The sequence below is a fragment of the Ktedonobacter sp. SOSP1-85 genome, from assembly GCF_016587415.1.
GTDB lineage: Bacteria > Chloroflexota > Ktedonobacteria > Ktedonobacterales > Ktedonobacteraceae > Ktedonobacter.
Genome location: NZ_BNJI01000003.1, coordinates 1,465,862 through 1,478,745, shown reverse-complemented (window position 1 = coordinate 1,478,745; position 12,884 = coordinate 1,465,862). Strand labels below are relative to the sequence as shown.

The window sequence follows — 12,884 nt, the reverse complement described above, 5'->3', positions numbered from 1 at the left end:
TAATCAGCAAGAGAGCTCCGACAGAGTCGTCGGGGCTCTCTTGCTATGTTGATGTGACTAATCCCCCAAACGTACGTATATCTTAGTGTACCCAGACTGAACAGTTACTACCTGGTACATTCCCCAGGCATACTATGATCTTCTTCCGAAACCCAACGTCACTGGCGTGCCTAGCGCTTCGCGCTCAGGTTTTCGGAGAAGTAGTATATAGATGGAAAAGGACAAGTGAGTATGAGCGATAGCAAAATCTTTGGTTTCTTACGTACTTGTATGGATAAGCGCTTCGTGGCCGCCACGCGGGCTGCCTTTGAGCGTGCAAGCGGACTTAGCTCCAACGACTACTGGCATGAGTCCTATGCCGGTGGCTCGGCCGTGCCTGCGGCCAATAACGTGGGCGAGGAGTATGCCGCGGAGCATGGTGCAGCCATTTTTGGCTGGCAGGCCCATATTAACAACTGCGGCGGACAGCCAGGTGTGAGCGATCAAGAAATTGAGCAGCGCCTGGACAGCGTCATCCAGGAGAAAGTGCAGAAATACCCACAGGCCAGGCATTTTCGTATCGTCGCCTCTGAGGCTGGTATTGATATTCGCGAGGTATCTCAATGAGCAACCAGGAATCTATGTATCAGCCGCCGGAGCAATCCTCTGGCGGCCAACAGATCTACAATAATGATCCTTATGAACAGCCTCAAGCCTCGTATGAGGCCTACAATCGCGCATCCTCTAAATATAATGGGCCTGCTTCGGAACAGTCCCATCCTGAGGGATCGGGTCAGGAGCGCGCCTACCAGGAGGGCTATAACGGAGCCTCCACTTATAATGAATACGCGCAGGAGACAGGACAGCAGGCGGGACAGCAGGCATTTCCCTTCATCCGGGCGCGCAACCTTTCAGCCGGGCAAATCGTCTTGCTTATCATTGGCCTGGTCATATTGTCCAGCATCGTACAGGGTCTGTTTTCGGGTGCCTTTGGCTCAATCTTCGGCCTCATAGGTATTATCGCTATTGCTTTTGCTATCGCCAAATTTGGCTTCGACCGGGCTACCCCATTGCATCCACAACAGTTTGCCGTCTCCGGACAAGCCACGCTCCATATTAATAACCCAGCGGGACCTATTCGTATTCAGCGCGGCGAGGGAGATAAAGTCGTGGTCCAGGCCGTCAAGCATATCAGCAGCGTGCTTGGCAAAAATGAAGACCTGGTACTCGATTGCCAGCAAGAGGGAGACAACATTAGTATTGTCAGCCGCAATATTGCCACACAGGGCATTAAATCGGGACACATGGACCTGAATATCTTTGTCCCCGAACACTGCCAGGTACATCTCGATAGCCAGGCCGGAGCCATCCATATACAGGGTATTCAAGGTTATGCCAGGGCCAAAACCAGTGCCGGCTCCATTCACGTTTCTCAATCTATACTTGAGACAGGCAGTGACCTGCACAGTAACGCAGGCACGATTCATCTTGAGGGGGTCAAGCTTGCGGGAAACACAAATGTCGATACCAACGCGGGGACGATCCACTTCGATGGCGAGTTAGGTGGAGCGTACGACTACCGCCTGCACACCAACGCAGGCACGGTTCATGTCACCCTTCCCTCGACAAGCGCCTTCGCCCTGAAGGCAAAGACCAATATGGGAACGGTAGATAACGATTTCGGCAGCGAAATCGTTGGGAATGCGCCTCTGGCGCGCCTCAACCTGAGTACCAATGTCGGCCCAATTAAAGTTCAGCGCCGGTAGCAGTCCATGCTGGTATGACCCTATTAGGAAAGGGTGTGGTGGAAAGACAGGCTTAGCCCTGTCTTTCCACCACACCCTTTCCTCTTTCACGTGTAACACTTGCTACAAATCAAAACATGTTACATAATAGATAGAGAGAAGCCCCCTGGCTTCTCGTTGTTACCCGGAAAAATTGGTTGATTTTATCGCAGAGCAAGCAAAGACTCGGAGCTTATCGAGGAGGATTTGACTCATGCAATGGGCTATCACTATCCCAGCCTTTCTGGCGTCAGCGGTTGAATTTGTTGAGGCCTTCACTATCGTTCTTGTCGTCGGTGTCACCATCAACTGGCGCAGCGCCATCGTAGGCACGCTGGCAGCGGTGGCAGCCCTGGCCGTTATCGTGGCCATCTTTGGCGTCACCCTGGTTCAGTATGTTCCACTCGACGCACTACGCCTGGCGGTCGGCTGTATTCTTATACTCTTTGGTTTGAAGTGGCTCAAAAAAGCCTTGCTGCGCTATAGCGGGCTGAAGGCGCTTCATGACGAGGAGGCTATCTTTGAGGAAACCATGGCTGAGCTAAAGGCGAGTGGGCAGACCATTACGCAGCGCTTACAGCCTACTGCTGTCGCCCTGGCCTTCAAGTCTGTCTTCCTAGAGGGCCTTGAAGTGGCCTTTATCGTCATTACCTTCGGTAGTACCGTCGTCACCCAGAAAGGGATCGGAGGCATCGCCTCAGCTACGATTGGAGCTCTCGCGGCGGGTCTGCTGGTCATCCTTGCTGGTGTGTTGATCAAGGCTCCGTTGACCAAGGTACCTGAGAACACGCTGAAATTTGTGGTTGGCATCATGTTAACGACCTTCGGCACCTTCTGGACCGCCGAAGGCTTTGGCTTTGCCTGGCCGTTCGCGGACGCCTTCTTGATCATACTGGCCGCGCTCTACCTGCTGGCCTCGCTGGCAATCATCTTCTGGCTCAAGAGTGTACGCCAGCGCCAACTGGCCGCGCCCGCCAACGTCGCTCGCTCATAGTCTTCTCTCATTACGTGGAGGCAAAACAACATGAATGTACTCAGGCCTATTCTCAATGCTATCAAAGCAGTATATAATTTTATCGTTGGCGATATGATTATCCTTGTGGGAATCTTGATCGCCTTCATCCTCCTCGCGCTCATCTACACAGTAAGTGCGTTAGCCGCGCTGCGACCATTTAGTGGCTTCATACTCATCATAGCCGCGCTGGTCGTGCTCATCGCTACCCTGAGCCGCGAGGCGTATAGCCGCCATCGTTAAAGGTTAAAGTTTTAGCATGGAAACGGTGGCGGTGGGCATGGCCCGCCGCCACCATTTCCTTATCCCAAAGGTGAAAAAGTGGATTCTCATCAATATATTCTGCTCATCTACCAAGTACCAAGCCAACCTTCGGCGGCGCGCGTCGGCATCTGGCGCGAGCTAAAACGCACTGGCGCGCTCTACCTACAACAGAGCGTCTGTATCCTTCCCCATACTGAGCCGCTGCTCGCGACGCTGGAGAAGGTCTGCGAGCGTGTCTCGGAACTGGGAGGGAGCTATCACCTGTTCCCATTACATAATTTGCCCGAAGAAGAGGAGCAGAAGATCATTGATGGCTTCCTGGCTCAAAGCAACCTGCAATACGACGAGATCATCGAGAACTGCCAGGTAAATTTTACGAAAGAAATCGAGTTCGAGACTTTTCGCCAGAACTTTACCTATGCCGAGGCCGAAGAGATTCGCCAGGAACTCGACAAAATTCGGCGCTGGTATGAGCGCACGGTTGAGCGCGATTGGTTTGGAGCCGCCAGGCGCGATGAGTCCTTACAGAGCATTGAACAATGTGAGAAATTGCTGGAAGAGTTTGAGGAAAAGGTCTTTCTCAAGCAGGAAGCCGACGAGTCACATGGCGTGCCACCTGTAGAGGAGAAGAAGCGCCTGCACCCTCGTCGTCTCGAGCGCCGCTCGGATACGCATCGCTAAAGGTTGTGGCCTGGCACTTCCAAGGCCACAACGCCCACAACACTCGATTTATGCCAAAGGATGATGAATGGCCAGCAGGGCAACCGCCAGTATGAGCAGGACTGCCGCTGGAGCAATACCAGAGATCGCATCCTTCAGGCGAACATGCGTCAGGACCGCGCCCAACATGATACAGACCAGGAGCGCCGCGCCCAATGTAGCCAGGACAGGCACCCAGATGCCCACAATCAAACCCAGGGCAGCCACAATTTCAAGCACACCGGTCAGGACCATGAACCAGAGGGGATAGTGATAGTGGTTCTGAAAGTTCTCCACCATCTGCTTATTATGTGTTACCTTCGAGAAACCAGCCGCGAGAAATGCCAGCCCCAATAATACCTGCAAGACAAGCGCAACCCAGTACATAAATATTCGCCCTTCTTTACGGACCCTCAGGCCCGACTATATCCATTTGTCAACACCTGTTGACTTACTAAGAAAACTATAAACTATCTCATCCTATTTTGTCAACGCCTGTTGACTATGTTATGATTGATAATGAAAATAGAGGGACTGAGTAGTTGCTAGAGGTACATGCGGGTCCAGGAAGATGAGGAGTCGAGATGAGTTTACGAGATACCGCTAAAAAAACTTTTCGTCGTTGTCGTCGCGAGCGCGACGCGGGCGCGACACGCCAGGCTATCTTAGAGGCTGCGCGTACGCTCTTTGCGCACGATAGCTATGAGCGCGTCACCATTCGCGACATCGCCTCTAAAGCCGGTATCGATCCCGCGCTGGTCATTCGCTACTTCGGTTCAAAAGAAGATCTCTTCCTGGCGACATTGGATAAAGGCGATGGCTGTAGTGGGCTTCCCGGTGGAGACGGAATGAGCCTGGGTCATAACCTGATTCACCACTATATATCACATTGGAGCAAGCAGGACGCCAGCGATCCGCTCCTCATTATGATCCGCTCCGCGTCGAGCAACGATAGTTCTGACATGCTCCGCAAGGCTCTAAACGAGCAATTCCTGCAACCTATCGCAGAGCAGGTTGGCGGACCCGATGGGTGCCTGCGCGCCGAGCTGGCTCTATCTCAGCTTATTGGCATCTATATTATGCGCAGTTTGCTGCATACCGAGGCCCTGAGCACAATTCCTGACGAGCAACTCATCAAGATTGTTGGCTCCGTCTGCCAGCACTATCTTAGTGGTGATCTTGAGGAGAAGAATCCATCGCCAGGCACACCCCACTATTCACCCGAGCTGCATGGCCTTTGACGGCTATTGTCATAGAGGCAAGGGATGTGGTGGCTTGGCGGAGCCAAGCCACCACATCCCTTGCCTCTATGACAGTACTATTTAGCATCCTCATTGATAAAAATAAATGTTCAGGCATATAATAGAGTGCAAATGTAAGTAAAGCGCAAGGCGATCAGAGCCAACCGCTTTCTGCAAAAATATATAGTATCATCTATTGCGAGGAATTGATAAGAATGGATTTCACAGGAGAACAGCGGATTCCAGCTCCGCGTGCTACCGTCTTTAACGCGCTCCTTAACCCTGAAGTACTCAAGAAGAGTATCCCTAATTGCCAGAGTGCAGAGTATGTCGATCTCCCCAATGGACGCTATCTTAAACTGAATATCACACTCAATTTCGCGATTCTTAATGGTTCATATGATGTCTTCCTGCAGACCACGGACATCGTAGAGCCTTCGCACCTCGTGCTTGTCGCCGAGCCCCGGAGCTCCCTGGGCAGCGTTAGCGCACGCTGCTCCGTCGACCTGGCCGAAGAGGGTACGACCACTCTCCTTAGCTACAAGGCCAACGCCAACCTCTCGGGCAAGGTCGCCGCGGTTCCCGAACTCATCGTCAAGCCCGCCGTTAAAGGCATGCTCGACCAGTTCTTCAAGAACTTCGACAAACAGGTGAACGCGTAAGAAGTATGGACGTGGGTTGCGGGCGGATGCTCCTAATCCACGTCCATATCTTTACTTACATCTTGCGACGCCCAATCCTACTCTCTTGCATCGTAGTATATCCTCTGCTACACTTAATCATGCCTGAGCCGCCAATGAATTGTTGTGCTTTTAAGTGAAAAGGGGTTGTCATGCTTCAGCCAGAGGAGAGATCGGAGTCGTTTTTCCTGGATACCCACTATGCCATTGATGCCTCAAATCCCGTCCAGACCGTAGTCACAAATGGGCTGGCATATATGCAAGAGGCGATACCACGTTTCACAGAAGACCTGCACAAACTCACGCTCATTGATTCCCCTTCCGAGCATAAAGAGGGTCTGGATACGATGGCGGACCAGCTCGCGGTTCTCCTCCAGCGCTTTGAGATGCAAACAACCATTGTAGAACATGCACGCGGCAATGCGCTCATCGGCACCCTTGTGGGAGATAATCCTCACGCTCCCACCTGTCTCCTCCTTGGCCACCACGATACCGTCCACCCGGTAGGTTCCGCCCAGACACACACACAGCTTGATAAAGATAAATTCTATGGTCCGGGGACCGTTGATATGAAGGCCGGACTGCTCCAGGGGATCTATGCCCTGGAGATCCTCAAGCAACATGACTACAGGAATTTTAAGAAGCTGATCTTCTTATCTGTGCCCGACGAGGAGATCTCGAATCGCTACCAGGCCAGCCTCGTACGGCAGATTGCACGCGATGAGAAACCCTATGTGCTTGGGCTGGAAGGCGCAAGCGCTATTGGGACCGTGGTGACCAGGCGCAAGGGATGCGCGCATTATCGCCTCACCGCCGAGGGCAGAGCGGCGCACGCGGGTAGTAGCCCTGAGAAGGGTCGAAATGCAGTTCTAGAACTGGCTCACCAGATTGTCCAGGCCCAAAGCTTTATGGGCTGGCGTCCAGGCTTTACCATTAACGCGGGTCCTATTAAAGGAGGATCACGCGCCAATATAGTGTCCGACTTTGCCCAGATCATGTTTGATATCCGCTTCCTGCGCCTTGAAGACCGCTTCGACGCCGAGGTACGCTGGCGTGAATTATTACGCAATCAGCTTGTGCCAGACGTCCAATTAACATTGACCAGCGAGCCTGACTCTATGGTTCCTATGGCTGCAACGGAAGTAAGCCTGGGCATGGCTGAGAAAATACGGTTTATTACGGAAAACATTCTGCATACACGCTTTGCCCCTGAGACGCGTGGCGGTGCCTCGGACTGCTGTAAGACGGCGGACGAAGGGTGCCCAAGCATTGATGGGTTGGGCGCGATTGGCTCGGGTGCTCATACTGCCGCAGAGTATGTTAAACTTCCTCCCATTCCTAAACGTGTGGCACTGCTGGCGGGTCTAATCGTCGCCATTACTAGCGAAAACAGTTAGCTGGAGGGCAGGCCGTTAACACTGGTCAGGTGCAAGCATTTTGTGTCATACTAATAAGTAGCAAGCAATGATAGAAGAGGAAAATGTGAGTACACCATCATTCGATGCGGATCAAACGCCAACCTGGTCTTCATCGTCAACCATGATTGAAGCGACAGGCGTACCTCAGCTTGATACAGTGTTAGGGGGAGGATTACCCAAAGGCTCGCTCGCGATTATCCTTGGCTCACCCGGCAGCGGCAAAACCACCCTGGCAAGTCAGATTGCGTTCGCCGCCGCCAAGCGCGGGCAGAAGGCGCTACTTTTAACGGCACTTTCGGAGCCAACAACGAAGTTGCTTGGTCATCTCCAATCATACAGCTTCTTTGCCCCCGAACTTGTAGGTAATGAGGTACAGATCTTTAGCATACAGCAGTTTCTGACACAGAGCAAACCACCTGCAGCGCAGGATATCGTGGCTGCTGTCCGTCAGACGCGTGCAAACCTGGTCGTTCTGGACGGCTTTCAGGCAATTCGTGCCCTGGAACCAGACTTTATTACGAGCCGCCAGTTGTTGTATGACCTGGGTGCACGCCTGAGCCTGCTCGGAACGACAACGATCATCACGACAGAAGCTGATCCGCGTGATCCAACCCTCTTCCCCGAGATGACCACCGGCGATTTGCTTATTGGCCTCTATTTCACCCTTAACGGAACGCGCGCCTTCCGCAGCCTGGAAATACTCAAAGTACGTGGCCGCGCACCAATGCTGGGTCGGCATAGTATGGTGCTAAGTGAAGATGGGGTGCAGGTTTATCCTCGCCTTGAGGCCTGTAGTCATCAGCTTACTCGTTCCGACACGAAAAGCATAGAACACAAAAAGGAACGCGTCACCTTTGGGCTTCTCGAACTGGATACGCTCCTGGGGGGCGGCCTTACTCGCCAGACCAGTACGCTCCTGGCTGGCAGCCTGGGGACAGGCAAGACACTCCTCGCGCTCCAATTCGCGCTTTCAGGCATTCCCAAAGGCGAGAACGCCTTATTTCTCACTTTCCGCGAGACAAGTGAACAACTTCTGCTCAAAGCGGAGTCTTTTCAGCTCGGTGAACAACTTCGAGCAGCCCTGGCTCCTGGTGGCGGCCTGACATTACAGCGCTGGGAACCTGTTGAAGTTGATCCTGACCAGGTTGCGACAACCATGCTCAACATACTCAGTGAGAAAGGCATACGACGCGTCGTCATTGATAGCATCGCCGAACTCGAACGTGCCGTGATAGAGAGTAGTGGCAAGGATCGCGTCTCCAACTACCTGGCAGCGCTGTTAGCGATGTTAAGATCCAGAGACATTACCTTACTCGCACTCAAAGAGTCCCCCAAGGCTGTCTCAACCGACGTGGATTTCTCCGCAGACACGCTTTCTATCCTGGCGGAAAATGTCATACTGGTACAGCACCTCGCGGTCAACAGCCACCTGCATCGTGTCATCTCTGTGCTCAAGATGCGCTTTTCGGCTCATGATCATAATCTGCGCGAATTTATCATTACCTCGCCTGAAGGCGTTCGTGTCCTGACTCCTCAGGAGAGCGGCCTGGACACGCTAGCGGGTCTCACCAGGGAGGCAAGTGGACATTCTGGCTACCTTTCGCCAATCTACCAGGACCCCCCCTCAGAGAGGGGGAGTGTATGACGTTACAGGGCCGTGCTCATCTCGCAACCGATACATCACCCATTCTCATTGTCGATGATGAGGTGGCTATTGCCGAGACACTAGCCGAGTTTGTTACAGAACTAGGGTATACACCTGTGCTAGCCTACAATGGGCAGGAGGCGCTCTCGCTGGCCATTGAACGCTGGCCGCTACTCATCATTACAGATTATATGATGCCAGTCCTCAATGGGGTTGACTTTGTCAAAGCCCTCCAGGAAGAGGCCTCTGATAGGAGGCAGGCTCTGCCTCCTATCATTATGCTCAGTGCCGTGAGCACAGCTCGCGCTATCAAAGGCATTCACGTTGAAGCCATCCTCGCCAAACCCTTTGATCTGGATGAGCTAGAAGACCTTATTCAACGCCTCCTCAAATAGGGTATTACTCCCAGGTCGGGCCATCTTCTGCCGTAACTGGTGCGGAGAGTTCAAAGGCCTCGGCCAGCAATTCGTAGGTTCTGGCCCGGTTCGCATATCCATACACCATAGCAGAGAGCATCAGTTCATCCGCACCCGTCTCACTCACCAGGCTCAGCAGTTTCTCACGTATCACCTCGGGACGACCAATCATCTGCCGCGAGCGATACTCACGCACCACTTCCTCCTCCATAGCGGTATAGCGATACGCCCGAACCTCCTCCGGACTGGGCAGGGGAGCAGGCCGCCCCGTACGCAAACGCACCCAGGCCAGGGCCATAGAGTCAGACAGTTCCTGTGCCTGCTCATCAGTCTCCGCGCATACGACGGTTGTAGTCAGAATAACCCTGGCTTCCTGCAAGCGCTCAGAGGGCGTAAATAGCTCGCGGTATATCTGGATTGCGGGCACAGCAAAAGCGGGATTGATGTGGTGCGCAAAGGCGAAGCCAACGCCAAGCGAGGCCGCGGCCTGCGCGCTATAGTCACTTGACCCAAGCAGCCAGATGGGTGGGAGGGGAACATCGGTGGGGACCGCCTTGACTGACTTAAAGGGATAGCCCGCTGGAAGCTCTTCGCCCTCGTCGGCATAGGCCAGTAGCTCAGCCAACTGTTCGGGAAAATCATCGGCTCCCAGCGCGGCCCGTGAGCGACGTAGCGCCAGCGCCGTTTTACCATCCGTGCCGGGCGCGCGCCCAATCCCTAGATCGATACGTCCAGGATGGAGTGCCTCCAGAATACGGAAATTCTCCGCCACCTTGAGGGGTGAGTGATTTGGTAGCATGACGCCACCAGAGCCAACACGAATATGCCTGGTAACCTGGGCCACGTGTCCAATCATGATCTCAGGGGATGAGCTGGCGAGCATGCTACTATTGTGATGCTCGGCAAGCCAATAGCGCGTATATCCCAACCGATCCGTCAGCTGGGCCAGTTTGAGGGTGTTCTGGAGTGCCTCGCGGCTATTTGAACCTGCCTCAACCGGCGAGAGGTCAAGCACAGAGAGTGGTAGTGCCATCTATGTTATATCCTTTTTCGCTTTTTCAGATACAATTTCTCTAAAGATACACAACAATGGCATGACCAGATTTATTCACTTCGATGTTTATGGATGAGCATTAGCGCATGCTATTTACCAGACGACCAAGCGTCTCGATCTCAACGATGACCTCGTCTCCGGGCTTGAGCCACTGTGGATCTTGCTTACCCATAAGCACTCCCTCGGGCGTGCCGGTGCTGATCACATCGCCAGGCTCCAGCGTAAGATACTGGCTTAAATAACTGATAATATAAGCCACGGGAAAGATCATGTCGGCGGTCGTAGAATCCTGGCACAACTCTCCATTAAGCCAGCACCGAATACCCAGGCGCTGGGGATCACCGACTTCATCGGCTGTGACCAGATAGGGACCCACGGGTAGAAACTTATCAAGGGCTTTACCCAGCAGCCACTGGCTAGTGCGGAACTGGAGTTCGCGCGCACTCAGATCGTTGGCATTGCAGTAGCCCAGGACTGAAGAGAGGGCCTCTTCGACGCCGACAAAGCGCGTCTGCCGCCCAATGACCACGGCCAACTCCGCCTCGTAATCATACTGAACTGCATTCCCAGGTAAGGGAACCTCCTCACCGCTGGCGGCGAAGCTATTGGCATACTTGGGGAAGAGCACCGGACTCTCAGGGACCGCCATGCCCGATTCAGCCGCGTGGCGCCTGTAGTTAAGACCAACACAGATGATCTTGCCAGTGTGCGGCACACAGAGGCCATACTGGAGGGACTCTTCAGCCAGCAGCCACGTCCCCAGCTGCTCCTGAGCCTCTACTACCTTGAGCAAATGGCGCAAGGCCGCAAGGCCTCGCTCGCCTGTGGCAAATACCTCCTCAATGGTATCTGGCACAAATTCCGTCGAGTGCGCAAACAACTGCTCGCGCGCGACCACGACATCCACAACGCCTCGTGTGGTCTGGATACCCAAACGTGGCCCGGCGGGCGATTGAAAAGTAAGCAAACGCATATAAAATATCCTCCTTATAGTGGCTTGTTCAAACCGTACCATGCGCCACAGCTTACTGTCAAATTCGGGCACCATTCTTCTTTACCCTTTGAGAGGTGGTATTGCAAGAGTATGTTCCAGGAGATGCTGCAAATGGTGGACCAGAAAGTCTTGATCGCAGGCCATAGAGCAGTTTTTTGTGAGCAGCACGACCGGAATCCCTTGCTTAGGCAGTAATGAGTGGATATGGTCAATAAAGCTTGCACCATCTATGCCCTGTAGCTGCTCATCTACCAGTACGAGATGAGGTTGAACCGCCGCCAGAATTTTGAGGGCCTGGAGGACGTTGATCGCAAAGATCACCTGGTAGGGAGTTGCCTCTTTAATGGCTTGCGACAGTCCAAAGCCAGAGTTAATATCGGATGCTACCAGGAGGACTCTTTTCTGGGATACCTGCCTCGACATAGTTCGCATCACTCTCCTCCTCTCATGATCTCTTGCATACATAGGCCCACTTTGCGTCTTCTAGCAATTCAAGTCCAGTTCAAGCCCAAAGGCGCTGCTGCTGCCTAGGACGAAGGCTCTGCCTCTTTGGCTTGATTGCGCTTGCTTCCAATTGGGAACGGACAGGCGGTGTAGGCTGGAGGCTGGGAATAACCTCTCGCCCCAATAACTGGATCGATTTGAGGGCATCTTCATGCTCTATACCTGCAGCATGCACCTGGCACATGATCTCCTCAAACGAGAGCTGTTCCTGGCAGGCTTGTAGTTGTAGAACCACCTGCTCTGGAGTACCAAGGATGACATTTAAGCGCTGCAAAATATCTTGATACACCCTGGTATCTGTTAGTCCATCCCAGGTAATACCACAGTCATACTGTGCATAGCGCGCAATCGCCTTGCGCGTCTGGAACTGAGCCTCCTCAAGCGTTTCAGCCACAAAGACAAAGCGCAATACCGAGACATGTCCCCGCTTGCCAGCAAGCGCCTGGCGATAGTCAGTAATCAATTGCCTATGCTGCTCGAACTGACCGACCCTGGGCACAAGCAAGCCATATCCCTGCTGGCCCGCAATCCTGGAGGTCGAACCACTGGCCGCGAGCCAGAGAAGTTGTGAGGCGGCGCGACGTGATTGAGGCTGCAAGCTGACATCGCGATACTGATAATGACGCCCTTGAAAGTCAATACGCCTTTCATCAAAGGCCAGGCGCAAGATCTCCGCGATCTCAAGCATACGCGAGGTTTTCTCTTCCAGAGCAACACCAAATTGGGCGAACTCTTCGCTCTTCCTCGCGCTCCCTGAACCAATTCCCAGGCGGAGGCGGCCCCCAGAAAGCTCATCTAAGAGCGCCACATCCTCGGCCAGGCGCAAGGGATTATACAAAGACGCCTCCACAACCGCTGTCCCCAGTTCAATATGTTGTGTTAAACCGCTGAGATGGGCCAGGTACAGTAGCGGCGAGGGCATACGCCCATAGGCCGCAAAATGGTGCTCCGCCAGCCAGATGGCATCAAAACCCGACATATCCGCGGCAATCGCCTGAGCCTCGACCTCCTGATAGAGTGTCGTTGTCACCTGCTCAGGGTGGACATCAAAATTGTAGAAGAGGGAGAAGCGCATCCTTACTCCTTTCGCTTAGCCGTTACACCAGCAGGCAGAAACGCGACGCAACACGTCCTCGCCTATCTAAATATGATATTGTTGATCAATAAAATCAACATAAATATCATAACTAGTAA

At 53.4% G+C, this 12,884-nt stretch carries 15 protein-coding genes; 10 read left to right on the top strand and 5 right to left on the bottom strand.

What is annotated here, in order from left to right; all coding sequences use genetic code 11:
- The first annotated feature begins 231 nt into the window (after positions 1–231).
- From KTE_RS44495 to KTE_RS44475, 5 genes are all read left to right on the top strand, one after another.
- On the top strand, positions 232–606 hold the full coding sequence (locus KTE_RS44495; protein ID WP_201393629.1) for a hypothetical protein: 375 nt from the start codon (positions 232–234) through the stop codon (positions 604–606).
- Positions 603–1,745 carry a DUF4097 family beta strand repeat-containing protein gene (locus KTE_RS44490; RefSeq protein ID WP_201393627.1) on the top strand — a complete coding sequence of 381 codons (1,143 nt, stop codon included), beginning with the start codon at positions 603–605 and terminating at the stop codon, positions 1,743–1,745. The genes KTE_RS44495 and KTE_RS44490 overlap by 4 nt, the downstream gene beginning before the upstream one ends.
- Before the next feature lie 232 nt (positions 1,746–1,977).
- Positions 1,978–2,757 (top strand): COG4280 domain-containing protein, encoded by a 780-nt coding sequence (locus KTE_RS44485; RefSeq protein ID WP_201393625.1) that lies wholly within the window; start codon positions 1,978–1,980, stop codon positions 2,755–2,757.
- Between the two features lie 30 nt (positions 2,758–2,787).
- Complete coding sequence (locus tag KTE_RS44480) at positions 2,788–3,018, top strand: hypothetical protein (protein ID WP_201393623.1); 231 nt, start codon at positions 2,788–2,790, stop codon at positions 3,016–3,018.
- Positions 3,019–3,096: 78 nt separating this feature from the next.
- On the top strand, positions 3,097–3,720 hold the full coding sequence (locus tag KTE_RS44475; protein ID WP_201393621.1) for a Chromate resistance protein ChrB: 624 nt from the start codon (positions 3,097–3,099) through the stop codon (positions 3,718–3,720).
- A gap of 48 nt (positions 3,721–3,768) precedes the next feature.
- On the opposite strand, the gene KTE_RS44470 is transcribed toward KTE_RS44475, so the two are convergent.
- Positions 3,769–4,125 carry a DoxX family protein gene (locus tag KTE_RS44470; protein ID WP_201393619.1) on the bottom strand — a complete coding sequence of 119 codons (357 nt, stop codon included), beginning with the start codon at positions 4,123–4,125 and terminating at the stop codon, positions 3,769–3,771.
- Between the two features lie 197 nt (positions 4,126–4,322).
- Between KTE_RS44470 and KTE_RS44465 the strand changes: the two genes are divergently transcribed.
- The 5 genes from KTE_RS44465 to KTE_RS44445 all read left to right on the top strand — a co-directional run bounded on the left by KTE_RS44465 (position 4,323) and on the right by KTE_RS44445 (position 9,117).
- Positions 4,323–4,979, top strand: a complete 657-nt coding sequence (locus tag KTE_RS44465; RefSeq protein ID WP_201393617.1) for a TetR/AcrR family transcriptional regulator — start codon at positions 4,323–4,325, stop codon at positions 4,977–4,979.
- Positions 4,980–5,194: 215 nt separating this feature from the next.
- A complete protein-coding gene (locus tag KTE_RS44460) occupies positions 5,195–5,641 on the top strand; it encodes a CoxG family protein (RefSeq protein ID WP_201393615.1) in 447 nt (148 codons plus the stop codon).
- A gap of 170 nt (positions 5,642–5,811) precedes the next feature.
- Complete coding sequence (locus KTE_RS44455) at positions 5,812–7,056, top strand: M20/M25/M40 family metallo-hydrolase (protein ID WP_201393613.1); 1,245 nt, start codon at positions 5,812–5,814, stop codon at positions 7,054–7,056.
- Positions 7,057–7,141: 85 nt separating this feature from the next.
- Positions 7,142–8,722: an ATPase domain-containing protein gene (locus tag KTE_RS44450; protein ID WP_201393611.1), complete on the top strand. Its 1,581-nt coding sequence runs from the start codon at positions 7,142–7,144 to the stop codon at positions 8,720–8,722.
- Entirely contained in the window at positions 8,719–9,117 is a 399-nt protein-coding gene (locus KTE_RS44445; protein WP_201393608.1) for a response regulator, read from the top strand. Before KTE_RS44450 ends, KTE_RS44445 begins: the two co-directional genes overlap by 4 nt.
- A gap of 4 nt (positions 9,118–9,121) precedes the next feature.
- On the opposite strand, the gene KTE_RS44440 is transcribed toward KTE_RS44445, so the two are convergent.
- The 4 genes from KTE_RS44440 to KTE_RS44425 form a co-directional block, all read right to left on the bottom strand.
- Entirely contained in the window at positions 9,122–10,171 is a 1,050-nt protein-coding gene (locus KTE_RS44440; protein WP_201393606.1) for an LLM class flavin-dependent oxidoreductase, read from the bottom strand.
- Positions 10,172–10,271: 100 nt separating this feature from the next.
- On the bottom strand, positions 10,272–11,165 hold the full coding sequence (locus KTE_RS44435; protein ID WP_201393604.1) for a fumarylacetoacetate hydrolase family protein: 894 nt from the start codon (positions 11,163–11,165) through the stop codon (positions 10,272–10,274).
- 81 nt (positions 11,166–11,246) lie between these two features.
- A complete protein-coding gene (locus tag KTE_RS44430) occupies positions 11,247–11,609 on the bottom strand; it encodes a response regulator (RefSeq protein ID WP_201393602.1) in 363 nt (120 codons plus the stop codon).
- Between the two features lie 79 nt (positions 11,610–11,688).
- Complete coding sequence (locus tag KTE_RS44425; RefSeq protein WP_201393600.1) at positions 11,689–12,765, bottom strand: LLM class flavin-dependent oxidoreductase; 1,077 nt, start codon at positions 12,763–12,765, stop codon at positions 11,689–11,691.
- Between the last annotated feature and the right edge of the window lie 119 nt (positions 12,766–12,884).